Origin of the sequence: Micromonospora sp. MP36 (assembly GCF_008119785.1) — a bacterium.
GTDB lineage: Bacteria > Actinomycetota > Actinomycetes > Mycobacteriales > Micromonosporaceae > Micromonospora.
Genome location: NZ_VSFA01000043.1, coordinates 16,543 through 34,257, shown reverse-complemented (window position 1 = coordinate 34,257; position 17,715 = coordinate 16,543). Strand labels below are relative to the sequence as shown.

At 73.6% G+C, this 17,715-nt stretch carries 14 protein-coding genes; 6 read left to right on the top strand and 8 right to left on the bottom strand.

Features of this window, described 5'->3' with window-relative positions:
- Positions 1-22: 22 nt before the first annotated feature.
- A complete protein-coding gene (locus FXF52_RS24490) occupies positions 23-955 on the top strand; it encodes a C40 family peptidase (RefSeq protein ID WP_255472294.1) in 933 nt (310 codons plus the stop codon).
- A gap of 64 nt (positions 956-1,019) precedes the next feature.
- Here FXF52_RS24490 and FXF52_RS24485 read toward each other — a convergent pair whose 3' ends face one another.
- Complete coding sequence (locus FXF52_RS24485; RefSeq protein WP_148800505.1) at positions 1,020-2,018, bottom strand: TerC family protein; 999 nt, start codon at positions 2,016-2,018, stop codon at positions 1,020-1,022.
- A gap of 446 nt (positions 2,019-2,464) precedes the next feature.
- On the opposite strand from FXF52_RS24485, the gene FXF52_RS24480 reads away from it, so the two are divergent.
- A complete protein-coding gene (locus FXF52_RS24480; RefSeq protein WP_148800503.1) occupies positions 2,465-2,758 on the top strand; it encodes an antibiotic biosynthesis monooxygenase in 294 nt (97 codons plus the stop codon).
- A gap of 117 nt (positions 2,759-2,875) precedes the next feature.
- Here the strand turns inward: FXF52_RS24480 and FXF52_RS24475 are convergent, their stop codons facing one another.
- The 4 genes from FXF52_RS24475 to uvrB all read right to left on the bottom strand — a co-directional run bounded on the left by FXF52_RS24475 (position 2,876) and on the right by uvrB (position 7,296).
- Complete coding sequence (locus tag FXF52_RS24475) at positions 2,876-3,790, bottom strand: DUF5753 domain-containing protein (protein WP_148800501.1); 915 nt, start codon at positions 3,788-3,790, stop codon at positions 2,876-2,878.
- A 103-nt stretch (positions 3,791-3,893) separates the two neighbouring features.
- Positions 3,894-4,262, bottom strand: a complete 369-nt coding sequence (locus FXF52_RS24470) for a VOC family protein (RefSeq protein WP_148800499.1) — start codon at positions 4,260-4,262, stop codon at positions 3,894-3,896.
- A gap of 24 nt (positions 4,263-4,286) precedes the next feature.
- Positions 4,287-5,171, bottom strand: a complete 885-nt coding sequence (locus tag FXF52_RS24465) for a helix-turn-helix domain-containing protein (RefSeq protein ID WP_255472293.1) — start codon at positions 5,169-5,171, stop codon at positions 4,287-4,289.
- 16 nt (positions 5,172-5,187) lie between these two features.
- On the bottom strand, positions 5,188-7,296 hold the full coding sequence (gene uvrB, locus FXF52_RS24460) for an excinuclease ABC subunit UvrB (protein WP_148800498.1): 2,109 nt from the start codon (positions 7,294-7,296) through the stop codon (positions 5,188-5,190).
- Positions 7,297-8,268: 972 nt separating this feature from the next.
- Here uvrB and FXF52_RS24455 point away from each other — a divergent pair.
- Positions 8,269-9,819, top strand: coding sequence for a hypothetical protein (locus FXF52_RS24455; RefSeq protein WP_148800495.1), 1,551 nt, complete (start codon positions 8,269-8,271; stop codon positions 9,817-9,819).
- Positions 9,820-9,825: 6 nt separating this feature from the next.
- On the opposite strand, the gene coaE is transcribed toward FXF52_RS24455, so the two are convergent.
- Both coaE and rpsA read right to left on the bottom strand, forming a co-directional pair.
- Complete coding sequence (gene coaE, locus FXF52_RS24450; RefSeq protein ID WP_148800543.1) at positions 9,826-11,004, bottom strand: dephospho-CoA kinase; 1,179 nt, start codon at positions 11,002-11,004, stop codon at positions 9,826-9,828.
- Positions 11,005-11,435: 431 nt separating this feature from the next.
- Entirely contained in the window at positions 11,436-12,917 is a 1,482-nt protein-coding gene (gene rpsA / locus FXF52_RS24445) for a 30S ribosomal protein S1 (protein WP_148800493.1), read from the bottom strand.
- A gap of 353 nt (positions 12,918-13,270) precedes the next feature.
- Between rpsA and FXF52_RS24440 the strand changes: the two genes are divergently transcribed.
- From FXF52_RS24440 to FXF52_RS24430, 3 genes are read left to right on the top strand one after another with little or no spacing between them, the layout of a single operon-like run.
- Positions 13,271-14,077, top strand: a complete 807-nt coding sequence (locus FXF52_RS24440) for a class I SAM-dependent methyltransferase (protein ID WP_148800491.1) — start codon at positions 13,271-13,273, stop codon at positions 14,075-14,077.
- 39 nt (positions 14,078-14,116) lie between these two features.
- Positions 14,117-14,335, top strand: coding sequence for a DUF2945 domain-containing protein (locus FXF52_RS24435; protein WP_148800489.1), 219 nt, complete (start codon positions 14,117-14,119; stop codon positions 14,333-14,335).
- Positions 14,322-14,753 carry a DUF3140 domain-containing protein gene (locus FXF52_RS24430; RefSeq protein WP_148800487.1) on the top strand — a complete coding sequence of 144 codons (432 nt, stop codon included), beginning with the start codon at positions 14,322-14,324 and terminating at the stop codon, positions 14,751-14,753. The genes FXF52_RS24435 and FXF52_RS24430 overlap by 14 nt, the downstream gene beginning before the upstream one ends.
- A 131-nt stretch (positions 14,754-14,884) precedes the next feature.
- Here FXF52_RS24430 and polA read toward each other — a convergent pair whose 3' ends face one another.
- Complete coding sequence (gene polA / locus FXF52_RS24425; RefSeq protein ID WP_148800485.1) at positions 14,885-17,584, bottom strand: DNA polymerase I; 2,700 nt, start codon at positions 17,582-17,584, stop codon at positions 14,885-14,887.
- Between the last annotated feature and the right edge of the window lie 131 nt (positions 17,585-17,715).

Below are 17,715 nucleotides of genomic sequence, written 5' to 3'. Positions count from 1 at the left end.
GGTCGCCAGAGAGGAACGCGAGGTGGGAGTGCACGTGGAGCTGCAGCCGGGCCGCGAGGCCGTCGTCCGGGTCCCGGTAGCCACCCTCTGGTCCGCGCCCGAGGCGGTCCGCCCGGTCGACCGCGCGGCGCTGGGCGACGCGCCGGACGTCGCCGCCTGGGTCGCCGGCATGGACCGCGACCAGCAGGTCGGCGAGTGCGTGCTGAGCCAGCTGCTGCTCGGCGAGCGGGTGCTGGTCACCGAGCTGCGTGACGACGGTTGGGCACACGTCGTCGCCCTCGAACAGCCCGCCGCCAAGCTGGACCCCCGCGGCTACCCCGGCTGGCTGCCCGCCGCCCAGCTCGCCGCCCCGGCGGAGGCCGCCGCGTCGGGCGGTCCACTGGTGGTGGACGCCACGCTCACCGCGCTGCGCGCGGCCCCGGACGGCCCGCTGGCCCTGCCCGGCGTGGTCCTCGGCACCCGCCTCGCACCGGCCGGCCGGCCGGTGGACGGGTGGCGGCCGGTGCACGTACCCGGCCGGGCGGACCCGCTCTGGGCGCCCGAGGCCGACGTGGTCCCGCTGCCCACCGAGCGGCCGGAGGCCAAGGAGGTGCTCGCCGTGGCGGAGCGGCTGCACGACCTGGTCTACGTCTGGGGCGGGGTCTCCAGCCACGGGATCGACTGCTCCGGCCTGGTGCGCCTGGCGTGGCGGCGGCACGGGGTGACGCTGCCCCGCGACGCCGACGACCAGGCCAAGGCCACCACGCCCCTGGCCCTCGGCGAGGAGCGCCCCGGCGACCTCTACTTCTTCGCCCGGCCCGGCCGCCGGATCCACCACATCGGCATCGTCAGCAGCGAGCCGCACGGAGAGGTCCGGCGGATGCTGCACGCCTGCTACATCCAGCGCCGGGTGCTGGAGGAGCGGCTCCCCGCCGAGCGGGAGGCCACCCTGGTCGCCGCCCACCGCGTCGGCTGACCCGCGTACCCGTGAAGGGGTGCTCCCGAGCGCGGGAGCACCCCTTCGTCGCGTGCGGGTTCCGTCAGCCTCGCGCCTCGGCCAGCTCGCGGCGCCGGTCCCGGGACGACTTGACCAGACTGGCCGCGGTGGCGACACCCAGGGTGCCCAGGATGACGGCCAGCGAGAGCCAGATCGGGATGTGCGGGGCCCAGGCCACGTGCTCGCCGTTGTTGATGAACGGCAGGTTGTTGTCGGCGAGGGCCTCCAGGACCAGCTTGACGCCGATGAAGCCGAGCACCACGGCCAGGCCGTAGCTGAGGTAGATCAGCCGGTCCAGCAGCCCGCCGAGCAGGAAGTAGAGCTGCCGGAGCCCCATCAGCGCGAAGACGTTCGCGGTGAAGACCAGGTACGGCTCCTGGGTGATGCCGAAGATCGCCGGGATCGAGTCGAGCGCGAAGATCAGGTCGGTGGTGCCGATCGCGATCATCACGATCAGCATCGGGGTGAACAGCCGCCGCCCGTTCTCGTGGGTGGTCAGCTTCGCGCCGTCGAAGTCCCGGGACAGCGGCAGCGCCTTGCGGCTCCACCGGATCAGCACGTTCTCGCTGAACTCGTCCTCGTCCGGCTCGCCCTGCCGGGCCAGGTTGATCGCCGTGTAGATCAGGAACGCGCCGAAGATGTAGAAGACCCAGGTGAACTGGGCGAGCAGGGCGGCGCCGGCGGCGATGAAGCCGCCCCGCATGACCAGCGCCAGCAGGATGCCGACGAGCAGCACCTTCTGTTGGTACTTCCGGGGCACCGCGAAGCGGCCCATGATGATCACGAAGACGAAGAGGTTGTCCACCGAGAGGCTGTACTCGGTGAGCCAACCGGTGTAGAACTGGCCGGCTACGCCGGGCCCGGCGGCGAGCCACAGCCCGGCGCCGAAGAGCAGGGCCAACCCGACGTAGAAGCCGACCCAGATGCTCGACTCACGGACGCTGGGCTCGTGCGGGCGCCGACCGATGATGAACAGGTCGACGAGCAGGACCGCGGTCAACGCGATGAGGGTCCCCGCCCACGCCAATCCGGACACGTTCAAGATCCAACCTCCGGCAGACACACAGCGTCGGGCACACCGTACGCCCCGTGCGGGGCTGGGGTGCGTCGACGCTGACTCTGGTGACTGTCGGAGGTCTCTTCCGCCACCGATCCGGGAGGCCGGATCACTGACCAACGGAGCCGGGTCGTGCCACCGGGGGGCCGGCGCTCTTCCGTGCTGACGACTCCGTTGCGGGGGAATACTCCCCTCCTCGGGCGCCATTGTTCACCATCAGGGTGGCCCAGCGCATCTCCGGGGGCCCGGATTGCCAAGGGAATCACTTTTCGGACCGGGCCCGCCGCACACCACGCACGTCGTCCTAGGAGGCTAGGTGCGCGGGATGGGTCGGTAGCGGATCGGCCGTGAGTTCCGCCGGCTCCGCGATCCGGTGTGGACCAGGGACCCCGGGGCGGACCGGCCCAGGGGCGGCGTGCGAGGCTTCGGGCATGGTTCTTGAGGTCGCCCTGATCGACGTGACGCCCGGACACGAGGACGCCTTCGCCGCCGCCTACGCGCAGGCGTACCCCATCCTCCGTGGCGCGGAGGGCTGCCGTTCGGTGCGGATGACCCGGGGCGTGGAGTCGCCGTCCCGGTTCGTGCTGCTGGTGGAGTGGGACTCCGTCGAGGCGCACGACGTCAACTTCCGGCAGAGCGAGCGGTTCCCGCAGTGGCGGGCCCTGATCGGCCCACACTTCGCCAACCCACCGCTGGTCGAGCACTTCGTGGACGTGCCGGCCTGACCTGTCGTACCCCTCGCATAGCCTGCGGGCGACGCGCCGGCCACCGGTCCCGACGGGCATCGGGGGCGCCGGGCCCGGTGGCGGCGCGGCAGGTTCCCGGTGCGGTCGGGGGTGGGGTCAGAGCGCCTCGGGGACCGGGGCGTCGCGGGATTCGCGGGGCCGGGGCACGTGCGCCGGGCCGAGCCGGCGGGCCAGCAACTCCACCGTCTCCTCGGCAGGCAGCGCCGCCGCCAGCAGCCGGTCGACCAGCCGCTCGTAGCGGACGATGTCCGCCTCGGCCACCAGCCGCAGGTCGGTGGTGAGGGTCTCCACCAGCACCGTCCGGGGATCGGCCGGATCCGGGTACGCGTAGTAGGAGAAGCCGGTCAGCGGATGGACACCCCCGCCCGGGTCGGCGTCACGGGGCACCACCCGGATGGTGATGTGCGGCCGCTCGGCGAGGGCGACGAGATGCCGCAACTGGTCCCGCCAGACGTCGGCCGGGATGCCGCCCGGCTCGCAGACCCGCTCGTCGATCAGCGCCGTGTAGCGCGGCGGATCCAGGCGACGCAGCACCTCCTGGCGCACCGTCCGGCCCCGTACGTCGGCGTCCACGTCCACCTCGTCGCCCAGCAGCACCCCGGCGCTGACCCGCAGGCGGGCGTAGGCGGGGGTCTGCAGCAGCCCTGGCACGAGGGCGGGCTGGTATTCCACGATGCGGGCGGCGCCCGCCTCCAGCTCCGCGTACGCCCGCTGCCGCTCGCCCATCTCGCCCAACGCCTTGGACAGGCCCCGGCCGGTGGCGGCGTCCCGGGCGATGACGATCAGCTCGTTGCGCTGCTCGGCGGGCACCTCGTAGGCGTCGAGCAGGTCGAGCACGTCGGCCAGGTCCGGCCGGCTCTGGCCCAGCTCGATGCGGGACAGCTTCGACGTGGACGCCCAGCCGAGCCGGACGCAGACCTGCTCCAGGGTGAGCGACTCCCGGCGGCGCAGCCGGCGCAGCTCCGCGCCGAGACGCACCCGCCGGACGACCGGACTTGCTGACAGCGGCATGTGGCCTCCCACCGTGGGAGGGTACGCACTGCCATCACTCAGGGCAATACCTCAATTGCGCACCGCAATCGACCCTCCGGCGCCGGGCGGAGCGGGTGCCGGATCAGGGCCGGTACGTGCCGAACGACCAGACCAGCCCGGCCAGGTCCCGGGCCACGTAGTCGCGGGAGCCGTAGTCGGTGTCGAAGGGCGGCCGGACGATCTCCGCGCCGGCCGCCCGGGCCCGCTCGTGGTGCGCGTCGACGTCGGCCACGGCTACGTAGACGCGGTAGTCGTCGTCGGCCGGCCGGGACGCCGGCGCCGACCCGCTGGCCAGCATGACGAGTCCGTCACCGTAGCCGAGCTGGGCGTGCCGCACCGTCCCGTCCGGCCCCTCGTGCACCTCGTGCACGCTGAAGTCGAAGGCGGACCGGAGGAAGTCGATCGCGGCGTGGGCGTCGGCGTACCGGAGGACCGGGTAGATGCTTCGCATGCGCCGAGTCTGCCGGCGGGCCGGTCAGCCGGGATTGGACGAATGTGACCTCGGGCCGGCCAACGCCCCGGGCGTGTCCCCGGCGAACTCCCGGAACTCGCGGATCAGATGCGACTGATCGAAGTAGCCGAAGCGGGCCGCCAGCTCCGCCCACCCCGGCCCGCCGACCCCGCCCGGCGGCGGCACGGTGCCGGCGGTCGGCGCCGCGCCGTCCCCCGGCGGCCCGGTCAGCCCGCGGCCCAGCGTCGCATAGGCCCGCTGGAAGCGCACCAGCCGGGCGACGGTCTTCGGCGGCAGCCCGAACTCCCGCCGGAACCGGACCGCCAGGTGCCGGCGGCTCCAGCCCACCTCCCGGGCCAACGCCCCCACGGCGGCCCCGCCGCCGCTGTCGTCGAGCAGCCGCCAGGCCCGCAGCAGCCGCGGGTCGACCGGCCCGGTCGCGGCCAGCCGCGCGGCGAGGGCCGCGTCGAGCCGGGCGAACCGTGCCGCCCAGTCGGGGAGGTCGGCCAGCTCATCGCGGAGCCGGGCCAGCCAGCCGGCGAGCCGGTCGGCGGGCACCACGCGGTTGGTCACCTCGCCCAGCGGCAGCCCCAGCACCCGGCGCGCGGCCGGCGGCGTCAGCAGCACCTGGACCCCGGCGCCCTCCCCGACCGTGCGCGTCGTGCAGTACGCATCGAACGGCCCCGCCAGGAACGCGTTCACCCCGTACGCGCCCCCCTCGGCGGCCCGCGGATCGGTGACGTCGAGCGGGGCGCCCCAGCCGAGGATCAGCACGACGAAGGCGCCGGCGACCTCGCGGCGCACCAGGGGCCGGGCCGCCTGCTCGCGGTAGCCGAGGTACCGGTCCACGTACGGGCGCAGCCGGGGGTCGGGCAGGCCGACGACCGCCTCGGTCAGCACACCGTCCACCGCCGACCCCGGCCGCTCACTTCACCCCGGCCGCGTCCATCCCGCGGAGTTCCTTCTTCAGGTCGGCCACCTCGTCCCGGATCCGGGCCGCGAGCTCGAACTGCAGCTCCCGCGCGGCGGCGAGCATCTGGTCGTTGAGCTCCTGGATGAGGTTGGCCAGGTCGGCCCGGGCCATGCCCTCCCGGGACGGGGTGGCGGCACCGCCCCGGCCACGGCTGCGGGTCTCCTTGACCGGGGCCTTGCCGCGGGACAGCTGCCGGACCGCCCCGCCGACCCGGGTGTTCTCGGTGTCCTCCGCCTCGCGGTAGATGTCGTCGAGGATGTCGTGGATCTTCTTGCGCAACGGCTCGGGGCTGATCCCGTGCGCCTCGTTGTGCGCGATCTGCTTGGCCCGGCGCCGGTTGGTCTCCTCGATCGCGTCCGCCATCGACGGGGTGATCTTGTCGGCGTACATGTGGACCTGGCCGGACACGTTACGGGCCGCCCGACCGATGGTCTGGATGAGCGACCGGCCGCTACGCAGGAAACCCTCCTTGTCGGCGTCCAGGATGGCCACCAGGGAGACCTCCGGCAGGTCGAGACCCTCCCGGAGCAGGTTGATGCCGACCAGCACGTCGTACTCGCCCTTGCGCAACTCGCGCAGCAGCTCCACCCGGCGCAGCGTGTCGACCTCCGAGTGCAGGTAGCGCACCCGGATGCCGTTCTCCAACAGGTAGTCCGACAGGTCCTCGGCCATCTTCTTGGTCAGGGTGGTGACCAGGACCCGCTCGTCCCGCTCGGTCCGCAGCTTGATCTCGTGCATCAGGTCGTCGATCTGCCCCTTGGTGGGCTTCACCACGACCTCCGGGTCGATCAGGCCGGTCGGGCGGATCACCTGCTCGACGAACTCGCCCTGGGCCTGCTCCAGCTCCCACGGGCCCGGGGTGGCGGAGAGGAAGACCATCTGGCCGACCCGCTCCAGGAACTCGTCGAAGCGCAGCGGCCGGTTGTCGGCCGCGCTGGGCAGCCGGAAGCCGTGGTCGATCAGCATCCGCTTGCGGGAGGCGTCGCCCTCGTACATGCCGCCGATCTGCGGGATGGTCACGTGCGACTCGTCCACCACGGTGAGAAAGTCGTCGGGGAAGTAGTCGAGCAGGCAGTGCGGCGGGCTGCCGGGCAACCGGCCGTCGATGTGCATGGAGTAGTTCTCGATGCCGGAGCAGAAGCCGACCTGCCGCATCATCTCGATGTCGTAGGTGGTGCGCATCCGCAGCCGCTGCGCCTCCAGCAGCTTGCCCTGCCGCTCCAGCTCGGCCAGCCGCTCGCCCAGCTCGGTCTCGATGTCGCGGATCGCCCGCTCCATCCGCTCCGGCCCCGCCGCGTAGTGCGTGGCCGGGAAGATCATCAGCTGGTCGACCTCGCGGACCACGTCCCCGGTGAGCGGGTTGAGGTAGTACAGCTTCTCGATCTCGTCACCGAAGAGCTCGATCCGGACGGCCAGCTCCTCGTACGCCGGGATGATCTCCAGCGTGTCGCCGCGGACCCGGAAGGTGCCGCGCTGGAACGCCATGTCGTTGCGGGTGTACTGGATGTCGACCAGCCGGCGCAGCAGCTGGTCCCGGTCGAGCTCCTGGCCGACGGCCACCCGCACCGCCCGGTCCAGGTATTCCTCCGGGGTGCCCAGGCCGTAGATCGCCGACACGGTCGCCACCACGATGACGTCGCGGCGGGTGAGCAGCGACATGGTCGCCGAGTGCCGCAGCCGCTCGACCTCCTCGTTGATCGAGGAGTCCTTCTCGATGTAGGTGTCGGTCTGCGGGATGTACGCCTCGGGCTGGTAGTAGTCGTAGTAGGAGACGAAGTATTCCACCGCGTTGTGTGGGAGCAGCTCGCTGAACTCCTTGGCGAGCTGGGCGGCGAGGGTCTTGTTGGGGGCGAGCACCAGGGTCGGCCGCTGCAGCCGCTCGACCAGCCACGCCGTGGTGGCGCTCTTGCCGGTGCCGGTCGCGCCGAGCAGCACCGTGTTACGGTCGCCGCCCCGTACGCGACGCTCAAGCTCGTCGATGGCTGCCGGCTGGTCGCCGGCCGGCTGGAACTCGCTCACGACCTGGAAGCGGCCGTCGAGCCGGGGAATGTCGAGCGCCATGACGTCCACGGTACGCCCGAGGTCCGACACTTCGGGCCGACCACGGACCGTCCCTGATCGGCTTCGATATTCCCATTGTGTGCTCCATCTCACCGGACTACCCTCGTACCGTAGGCCGCTCGCGGCGGCCGACCGGGCCGGCGACCCGCCCCTCAGGGCGCGGCCGCCCCCGGCACCGGGGATCGCAGCACCCGGGACGACCGGCGTGCGCGCCCGCGTGGTCGCGCTGGAGGCGCTGACCGGCCGCCGCGAGCGCCCCTACTCGTCACCGGATCCCGACAGCCGCGTTCTCCACTCGTGGAGACCTCCCCCGGCCGCCCGTCCCGGCCCGCTCCGTCGCCCGACGTCCGTCCGTCCCCCGCCGACGACACCCGCCACCACCCGCCCACCGGCGGCCCCGACGAGCGGGCCCCCGGCGGCGCCGGCGAGCCGACTTCCGGCACCCGGGCCCGGGGCGCGGCCGACACACCGGCTCCGCGCACGACCGGCCGACCCGGTCCCGGCACGCCACCTCCAGGCGCGGCCGACCAGGCTGACGCCGGCACACCGGCCCCACCCACGACCAACCAACCCGGCCCCGGCACGGCACGTCCACGCCCGGCCGACCAGCCCGATCCCGGCACACCGGCGCCGCGCGGGGTCGGCCGGCCCGATCCCCGCACACCGCCCGCCCGCACCGCCGATCGGCCCGCACCCGGCGCATCGACTCCACCCACCGCCGACCCGCCCGGACCCGGCGCACCACCCCCACACCCGCCCAGGCGGCCCAGTCCTGGGACGTCGCCCGGGGACCTCCCGACCCCCCGCGCCGGCCGGACGCGACGCCGCGCCGGACGCCGCGTCACCCCCGCGCCCGACACCGGCGCCGAGCCGTCCGGCCCCCGCCCAAACGAGGGCTCGGCCCCGACAGCCGTGCCACGCGAACCGGGCCGCCGCCACCGCCGCGCCCGCTCGGCCCCCGGTGGCCGGCTCTTGGCCCTGCTGGGTCGTCGGCGGGCCGACCCGGCAGCCGCCACGACTCCACCGCCGGCCGCCGGGGCCGGAACGCCGGCCGACCCCGACCCGGGCGGCACCGGCGACCCGCCGGAGCAGCCGACCCGGCGCCGGGCCCTGCTGGTCGCGCTCGGGGTTACTGCGGCGGCCTCGGCGGCGGCGCTGGTCGCCGGGCTGCTGAGCTGGTCGCCGGAGCCGGCCGATCCCACCCGGCCGCTCACCACACCGGAGGCCGAGTTGCTGGCGGCGATGCGGGTCACCAACCAGCGTGACGTCCGTGCCGGCGTCCGGGGTTCGGTCGGGACGGGCGACGGGCGCACCGAGTTCGTCGGCTGGGTCGACTGGGCCCGGCCGCTGGTCTACCTGGCGGTCGGCGGCCCGGGCGCCGGCGCCGAACGGGGACTCCTCCAGGCCACCCGGTCGGCGCTGCTGGTCCGGCCCGACCCCGCCGCGGCACCCAGCCCGACCCCGCCCCCGCTGGTGCCCCCGGCCGACCGCTGGCGGCTGCGGGAGCCGTCCGCCGCGCGTGCCGTGGCCGCCGTCCGGGACCTGCTCCTCGGGCTGAGCGCGAACCGGACCGACCCCACGCCCACCGAGGCCCGCTGGCTGGGGCAAAACACCGCCGAGAGCATCCCCGTCGACATCATCCAGGCACCCCTGCCGGCGGCCCCGAGCCCGAGCACCACCATCCCGAGCAGCACCGGACCGAGCACCGCCGGCCCCACCGCCCCGACCGGGGGCACCGGACCGGCGGACAGCGCCGGATCGAGCTGGCGGCCCCGCCTCTGGCTGGACCGGGACGCGCGGTTGCACCGGCTGGAGGGGCCGCTCCCGGACGGCACCCCGGTCACCGTCGAGCTGGTGCGCAGCGACCGCCCCACGCTCCGCCCGGTGGACGCGCTCGGCGGCCGCCCGGGCCTGCCCCGCGCGCTCGCCGACGGTGAGGCCGACCGGCTGGCCCGACTGCCCACCCGGCTGCGGGCGAGCGGAGGCGCCACGGTGACCCTGACCGCACCGCTCGGCCCGGCCGCCAACCTGCGCGCCGCCGGCTGGCTGAGCTGGGCGCAGTCCGCCGCGTACCTGGCGGTGGTCGAGGCCGGCGCCCCGGGGCGCCGGACCCTGCTGCGGTGGCGATCCGGGCGGGCGGCCCGGGTGGAGGTCCCCGGCGACGGCAGGTCGGCCGGGGCCCTGGCCGCGCCGCCGCTGCCGCCACCGACCGGGGTGACCTGGCCGACCGACCGGCCGCCGGGCGACGACCTGGACCGGCTGCTGGACGCGGCGCTGCGGGCCGGCGACCCCGGGCCGGCCGGGACGACGATCCGGGTGCGCGACGACCGGCTGGCCGACCACGCGGTGGACGTCATCGAGGTACGCTCCGGCGCCACGGCGCTGCGCTGGTGGATCGACCGGAGCGGGCTGCCGCGCCGGTTGGAGCTGCGGACCGGGCGCGGCGTCTGGGCCCAGCTCGACCTCACCCCGGGCCCGGTGCCGGCGCTGCCCACGGCCACATCCCCACCGACCACACGCTGAGCCCGGTCAGGGCCGCCAGCCGGTCTGCGCGGCCCACTCCTCGGCCCGCAGGTGCTCCTCGTCGAACCAGGGGTCCTTCAGCGTCCCGTAGGTGGCGCTGTCCGGGGCGGAGGCGGCCAGCTCCCGCTTCAGCTGCAGGTACGCGGCCCGCTGGCCCGGGTCGGCGCGCAGGTGGTCCCGCATCAGCAGCGCGTACCGCCAGCCGGGCGAGCCGTCCACCCGCAGGTGCAGGTAGACCGGGCGGCCCGGGTCGGCGCTGCCGTGCAGCCGCTTCTCCCAGTGGGCGCTGCCCGGTGGGCGGGGGTTGTCCCACCAGTCGCCGGGCAGCCGGGGGAATCCGGCGTCGGCGAGCCGCTCGGCCAGCGGCCCGTCCGCCTCCGCCAGCGACGAGACGGTGAGCTGGATGTCGATGACGTTCTTCGCGGCCAGCCCGGGCACCGCCGTAGAGCCGATGTGGTCCACCCGCACGTCGGCCCCGACCGCGTGCCGGATCCGCGCGGCCAACCGGGCGTACTGCTGGGGCCAGGACGGGTCGGGGTCGGCGAGCACCACCTGCTCCGGGCGGACCGCGCGGCGCTCGCGGACGTTGCGCTCGTAGGGCACCAGGCGGTCGCGCCAGAGCGCGTCCACCGCCGCGTGCAGCTCGTCCAGCGGGCCGTCGTTGGTCAGCAGCACGTCGGCCGCCTCCTGCCGGCGGGCGTCGTCGGCCTGCGCGGCGATCCGCCGCTCGGCCTCGGCGCGGTCCATGCCCCGGTCGCGCGCCAGCCGCGCCAGCCGGGTGGCCACCGCCGTCTGCACCACGACCACCAGGTGGTACGTCGGCGCGAGCCCCACCTCCACCAGCAGCGGTACGTCGTTGACCACGATCGCGTCCGGGGCCGCGGCGGCGGCCAGCTCGGCGGTACGCGCCCGGACCCGGGGGTGGATGATCGCCTCCAGCCGGCGACGGGCCGCCTCGTCGGCGAAGACGACGGCGCCCAGCGCCGCCCGGTCGAGCGCGCCGCGCGCGTCGAGCACCCGGTCGGAGAAGGCGGCCACGATCTCGGCCAGCCCCTCGCTGCCCGGGGCGACCACCTCGCGGGCGACGCGGTCCGAGTCGATGATCACTGCGCCGAATGCGGCGAGCCGGCTGGCCACCGCACTCTTGCCGGACCCGATACCGCCGGTCAACCCCACCATCAGCACCCGCCCAGTCAACCCGATCATCCGGCCGACGCCAAACCACTCGGGCCGCGCGATCGACGCGGAACGCCGCGACGCCCGTCCGCCCGCCCCCCGCCGGAGCCGGTCGGCGCAGATCGGGGTGTCCGGTGGCCGCAACAACGCCACCTGCCGCACACCGAGTCGACCGAGCGCTCCCTGCGGACCGGCCTACGACGGGGTCGGGTGAAGACGAGCGAGGGCCCCGCCCCGGCGGCCCGGGCCTACGACGGAGTCGGGCGGAGACACGCGAGGCGCCGCCCCGGCGGACCGGCCCACCACGGGGTCGGGCGAAGACACGCGAGGGCCCCGCCCCCGGCGGCCCGGTGAGACCGGATCGCGGGGACGGGGCCCGTCGTCGTCAGTGACGGCTCAAGCGCGGCGTTCAGACGCGCCGAGCTGGAGTCGTCGCAGGATCACTTGCCGCCGGCGAGCTTCTCCCGCAGCGCGGCGAGCGCCTCGTCGGTGGCCAGGGTGCCGGACGGCTCCTCGGCCTGCCGGCTCGGGGCCGTGGTCGTGGTGGTGGCACCCGCGGCCGGCGCCGGGTGAGCGGCGGCCTCGGCGTCGGCGGCCCGGGAGGTCTGCACCTGCTTGGTGTGGGCCTCCCAGCGCTGGCGCGCCTCGGCGTACTGCTGCTCCCACGCCTCGCGCTGCTTCTCGTAGCCCTCGAGCCACTCGCCCGTCTCCGGGTCGAAGCCCTCCGGGTAGATGTAGTTGCCCTGCTCGTCGTAGGTCGCGGCCATGCCGTAGAGGGTCGGGTCGAAGTGCTCCTCGCCCTCGACGAAGCCCTCGTTGGCCTGCTTGAGCGACAGCGAGATCCGGCGACGCTCCAGGTCGATGTCGATGACCTTGACCATGACCTCGGAGCCGACCTGGACGACCTGCTCCGGGATCTCCACGTGGCGCTCGGCCAGCTCGGAGATGTGGACCAGGCCCTCGATGCCGTCGTCCACCCGGACGAACGCGCCGAACGGCACCAGCTTGGTGACCTTACCCGGCACGATCTGCTGGATCGCGTGGGTACGGGCGAACTGACGCCACGGGTCCTCCTGGGTCGCCTTCAGCGACAGCGAGACCCGCTCGCGGTCCAGGTCGACGTCCAGGACCTCGACCTCGACCTCCTGGCCCACCTCGACGACCTCGGACGGGTGGTCGATGTGCTTCCAGGAGAGCTCGGAGACGTGCACCAGGCCGTCCACGCCGCCCAGGTCGACGAACGCGCCGAAGTTGACGATCGAGGAGACGACGCCCTTGCGGACCTGGCCCTTCTGCAGCTTGTTGAGGAACTCGGTGCGCACCTCGGACTGCGTCTGCTCCAGCCAGGCCCGGCGGGACAGGACCACGTTGTTGCGGTTCTTGTCCAGCTCGATGATCTTGGCCTCGAGCTCGCGACCGACGTACGGCTGCAGGTCACGCACCCGCCGCATCTCGACGAGCGAGGCGGGCAGGAAGCCGCGCAGGCCGATGTCGAGGATGAGACCACCCTTGACGACCTCGATGACCGAGCCGCGGACGACGCCGTCCTCGTCCTTGATCTTCTCGATCGTGCCCCAGGCCCGCTCGTACTGCGCCCGCTTCTTGGAGAGGATCAGGCGACCCTCCTTGTCCTCCTTCTGGAGGACGAGGGCCTCGATGTGGTCACCGACCGAAACCACCTCGGCCGGGTCCACGTCGTGCTTGATCGACAGCTCCCGAGAGGGGATCACGCCCTCGGTCTTGTAGCCGATGTCGAGCAGGACCTCGTCCCGATCGACCTTGACGACGGTGCCTTCGACAATGTCGCCGTCGTTGAAGTACTTGATGGTCTCGTCGATCGCGGCGAGGAAAGCCTCCTCGGAACCGAGGTCGTCGACGGTGACCTTGTTGGCGCTCGAGGTGGCCTCGATGCTGCTCGTCATGTGGGCGGTTGCTCCGGTCGGATGGGTGTCACAGCAGGCGTGGCGTCGCGGTGACTCAGTCCGCGCCAGCGGATCCGTCGCCGGGCACACCGAACGATCGCCGTCAGAAGATCATTAGTGGCTCCGGTGACCGCGCACCTGCTCCCTGCCGAGGCACACGATCCGCGAGCGCATCCTCTAGCCTACCCGCTGCATTACCACAGCGTGCAAGCCCTCCCGGGTCCTCACGACCTCGTCAGCTGCGAAAGCGGAGATTTCGCGCGGTAAGGTGCCGTGCCTGTCTCGTCCGTCACATCGGCCCCACCCGACCCACCGCGGCCGGCGGCCCGTCGGGTGGAGGCTAGCGTGAGCGGGTGGACGAGGACAGGGTGACCCGGCGCCGGGTGGGCGCCGCCGAAACGCGCCGGGCCAACCGGGGCTGGTGGGACGCCGACGCCGACGACTACCAGGCCGAGCACGGCGCGTTCCTGGGCGACGTGGACTTCGTCTGGTGCCCCGAGGGGCTGCGCGAGGCCGACGCCCGACTGCTCGGCGAGGTGGCCGGCCGGCGGATCCTGGAACTCGGCTGCGGGGCCGCGGCCGCCGCGCGCTGGCTGGCGACCCAGGGGGCCCGGCCGGTCGCCCTGGACCTGTCCGCGGGCATGTTGCGGCACGCCGCGCAGGCCGCCGCCCGCACCGGGGTACGCGTACCGCTGGTGCAGGCCGACGCGCTCGCCCTGCCGTTCGCCGACGCCGCCTTCGACACGGTCTGCACGGCGTTCGGCGCGATCCCGTTCGTGGCCGACTCGGCGGCGGTGATGCGGGAGGTGTCCCGGGTGCTACGCCCCGGCGGCCGGTGGGTCTTCTCGGTCACCCACCCGATGCGGTGGATCTTCCTCGACGACCCGGGTCCGGGCGGGCTGGCCGCCGTGCACTCGTACTTCGACCGCTCCCCGTACGTCGAGCAGGACGAGCACGGGGTGGCCACGTACGTCGAGCAGCACCGCACCCTCGGCGACCGGATCCGGGAGCTGGTGGGGGCCGGGTTCCGCCTGCTGGACCTGGTGGAGCCGGAGTGGCCGGAGGGGCACGAGGGGATCTGGGGGCAGTGGAGTCCGCTGCGCGGTCGACTCTTCCCCGGCACCGCGATCTTCGTCGCGGAGAAGCCGGCCGGCGGGTAGCCGTCGTTTCCGCCGGGCGGCCCCGGGTACCCGAAGGGCATGGCCGAGAAGGAGTTCCGCGAAGGCGACCACGTCTCCTGGGCCAGCCACAGCGGCCGGGCGTACGGCGTGGTCAAGGAGAAGCTGATCGACCGGACGCACGTCCGGGGGCACACCGTGAACGCCTCGCCGGAGGACCCGCAGTACCGGATCCGCAACGACCACTCGGGGCGGGACGTCGCGCACCGACCAGAGGCGCTGCGCCATGAGCCGAAGTGACGGGGGCCGGGACACCTACCGGGAGTTCACCGAGGCGGTGAACATGAAGCCCGGTGAGCTCCAGAAGTGGCTGGAGACGGACGAGTCGAAGCACGTCGGCTGGCGGAAGAAGGGCAGCCCCGGCGGCGAGTCGGTCGGCCACGAGTCCGGCCGGAAGATCATCGAGCTGTTGCGCCGCAGGCGCGCCGAACTCTCCGAGGCCGACTACAGGCACATGCGCAAGGTCGTCGGGTACGTCCGGCGGCACATGGCGCAGCGACCGAGCGGGGACGTCCGTGCGACCCGGTGGCGCTATTCCCTGATGAACTGGGGGCACGACCCGGTCAAGGCCCCGCTTCCGCCGCCGGGCGGCCCGTCCCGGAAGGCCCTGCAGCGCCACGGCGCCCCGCCGAAGGCGCGCCGGGGCCCGGGACGCTGACCGCCCGCCCCCGAGCCGCGCGCCGCCGGATCGGCGAAGTCGCGGTGTCCGGGCCTGGCCAATGCCGCCGCATCGGCGAGGCGGAGTCGATCACGGCGCGTCCGGGCAGCCCGGGGCCGTCCGGCAGCGGGTCAGTGGTCGGCGCTGTTCCAGTCGCGGCCCTCGCCGACCGAGACCTCCAGCGGCACCGACAGCGGGTACGCCTCCCCCATCTCCTTGCGGACCAGGGCCTCCAGGGTCTCCCGTTCGCCGGGGGCGACCTCGAAGACCAGCTCGTCGTGCACCTGCAGCAGCATCCGGGAGCGCAGCCCGGCCTCGCGCAGCGCGGTGTCGACGTGCAGCATGGCGACCTTGATGATGTCGGCCGCCGAGCCCTGGATCGGGGCGTTGAGCGCCATCCGCTCGGCCATCTCCCGGCGCTGCCGGTTGTCGCTGACCAGGTCGGGCAGGTAGCGGCGGCGGCCCAGGATGGTGGAGGTGTAGCCGTCCTGCCGGGCCCGGGCCACCACCTCGTGCAGGTAGTCGCGCACCCCGCCGAAGCCGGCGAAGTAGTTCTCCATCAGCCCGCGCGCCTCCTCGGCGGTGATCCCGAGCTGCTGGGAGAGGCCGAACGCGCTCAGCCCGTACGCCAGGCCGTAGTTCATCGCCTTGATCTTGCGCCGCTGGTCGGCGGTCACCTGATCCACCGGGACGCCGAAGACCGAGGACGCGGTGGCCGCGTGGAAGTCGTGCCCGGAGTTGAATGCCTCGATCAGTGCGTCGTCCGACGACAGGTGCGCCATGATCCGCATCTCGATCTGGCTGTAGTCGGCGGTGAGCAGGCAGTCGTAGCCGGCGCCGACGACGAAGGCCCGGCGGATCCGCCTCCCCTCCTCGGTGCGGATCGGGATGTTCTGCAGGTTGGGCTCGGTCGAGGAGAGCCGGCCGGTGGCCGCCACGGTCTGGTTGAACGTGGTGTGGATCCGGCCGTCGTCGGACACCGACTTGAGCAGCCCGTCGACGGTCGACTTGAGCTTGGCCACGTCCCGGTGGCGCAGCAGGTGCGCCAGCACCGGGTGCGGCTGCTGGGCGTAGAGCCACTGCAGGGCGTCGGCGTCGGTGGTGTAGCCGGTCTTGATCTTCTTGGTCTTGGGCAGGCCCAGCTCACCGAAGAGGATCTCCTGGAGCTGCTTCGGCGAGCCCAGGTTGAACTCCCGCCCGATCTCCGCGTACGCGCCCTGCGCCGCGGCCTTCACCTCGGCGGCGAAGTGCGCCTCCAGTTCGGACAGGTATTCGGTGTCGGCGGCGATGCCGGTGCGCTCCATGGTGGCGAGCACCCGCATCAGCGGCAGCTCCACGCCGGCCATCAGTCGGGCCGACTGCTCGCCGTCGCGGGACAGCTCGGCGTCGATCGCGTCGGCCAGGTCGAGGGTGGCCCGGGCCTGGAGCATGAGGTTCTGCTCGGCCTCGCCGTCGTTGCCCAGCCCCTCCAGGGTGAGCTGGCCGGTCTCCGGCGCGTCGACCCGCAGCTCGCGGTGCAGGTAGCGCAGCGCCAGGTCGGTCAGGTCGTAGGACCGCTGGTCGGGGCGGGCCAGGTAGGCGGCGATCTGGGTGTCCCGGGAGATGCCCTGCAGGTCCCAGCCGTGCGCGGCGAAGGCCAGCACCGCCGGCTTGCTGTCGTGCAGCACCTTGGGGCGGGTGCCGTCGGCCAGCCACCCCGCGAGGGCCGCCTCGTCGGCCGGGTCGACGGTGGCCGGGTCGAACCAGGCCGCGGCGCCGCCGGCGGTGGCCAGGGCCATCCCGGTCACCGAGGCGGTGTGCCGCCGGTTGGGGCCGGTGTCGAGCTTGACCGCCACGCCCACCGGCGTGCCGGCCGGGGCGTGCGTCTCCAGCCAGCCGGCGAGGCCGCCCGGCTTGGTGAGCACCTGCCCGGCGAGCTCGAAGCCCGCCTCGGCCTCCGGCTCGACGGCCTCCAGGTACTGATACAGCCGGTCGCGCAGGATGCGGAACTGGAGGGTGTCGAAGACCTGGTGCACGGCCTCCCGGTCCCAGCCCTGCCAGCGGGCGTCCTCCGGGCGCACCGGCAGCTCCAGGTCGGAGACCAGGCAGTTGATCTCGTAGTTGCGGATCACGTCGGCGAGCCGCTCGCGCAGGCTGTCGCCGGCCTTGCCTTTGATCTCGTCGGCCCGGGCCACCACGCCCTCGACCCCGCCGTACGTGTTGATCCACTTGGCCGCGGTCTTCGGGCCGACCCCGGGGATGCCGGGCAGGTTGTCGCTGGTCTCGCCGACCAGGGCGGCCAGGTCGCGGTAGCGCTCCGGGCCGACGCCGTACTTCGCCTCGACCGCGGCCGGGTCCATCCGGGCCAGGTCGGAGACGCCCTTGCGCGGGTAGAGCACCGTGATGTGGTCGCCGACCAGCTGGAACGCGTCCCGGTCACCGGTGGTGATCAGCACCTCCATGCCCTGGTCGCGGGCCTGGCAGGCGAGGGTGGCGATGACGTCATCCGCCTCGTAGCCCTCCTTCTCCACCACCGGGACGCGCAGCGCCGCCAGGACCTCCTTGACCAGGCTGACCTGGCCCTTGAAGTCGGTCGGGGTCTCGCTGCGGCCGGCCTTGTACTCGGCGTATTTCTCGGTGCGGAAGGAGCGGCGGGAGACGTCGAAGGCGACCACGATGTGGGTGGGCTGCTCGTCGCGGAGCACGTTGATCAGCATCGAGGTGAAGCCGTAGACGGCGTTGGTCGGCTGCCCCGTGGTGGTGGAGAAGTTCTCCACCGGCAGGGCGAAGAAGGCCCGGTATGCCAGGGAGTGTCCGTCGACGAGGAGCAGGCGCGGCGTCGTAGCTGTCACGGCAGCGACTCTAGTCCGTACCGCCGACAAGCCCGACCCGCGGCGCGGCGGGAACGGCCGCGATCCGCCGGACATCGGCGGTGGTGTCCGGTCTGTCGGGTCCGGTGCGACACGTGCCGCACCGGACCCGA

Coding starts and splice junctions, on each gene's coding strand:
- FXF52_RS24480 (WP_148800503.1), top strand. CDS start 2,465: ATGGTTCTTGAGGTCGCCCTGATCGACGTGACGCCCGGACACGAGGAC.
- FXF52_RS24475 (WP_148800501.1), bottom strand. CDS start 3,790: ATGCCGCTGTCAGCAAGTCCGGTCGTCCGGCGGGTGCGTCTCGGCGCG.
- FXF52_RS24470 (WP_148800499.1), bottom strand. CDS start 4,262: ATGCGAAGCATCTACCCGGTCCTCCGGTACGCCGACGCCCACGCCGCG.
- uvrB (WP_148800498.1), bottom strand. CDS start 7,296: ATGGCGCTCGACATTCCCCGGCTCGACGGCCGCTTCCAGGTCGTGAGC.
- rpsA (WP_148800493.1), bottom strand. CDS start 12,917: ATGACGAGCAGCATCGAGGCCACCTCGAGCGCCAACAAGGTCACCGTC.
- FXF52_RS24435 (WP_148800489.1), top strand. CDS start 14,117: ATGGCCGAGAAGGAGTTCCGCGAAGGCGACCACGTCTCCTGGGCCAGC.
- FXF52_RS24430 (WP_148800487.1), top strand. CDS start 14,322: ATGAGCCGAAGTGACGGGGGCCGGGACACCTACCGGGAGTTCACCGAG.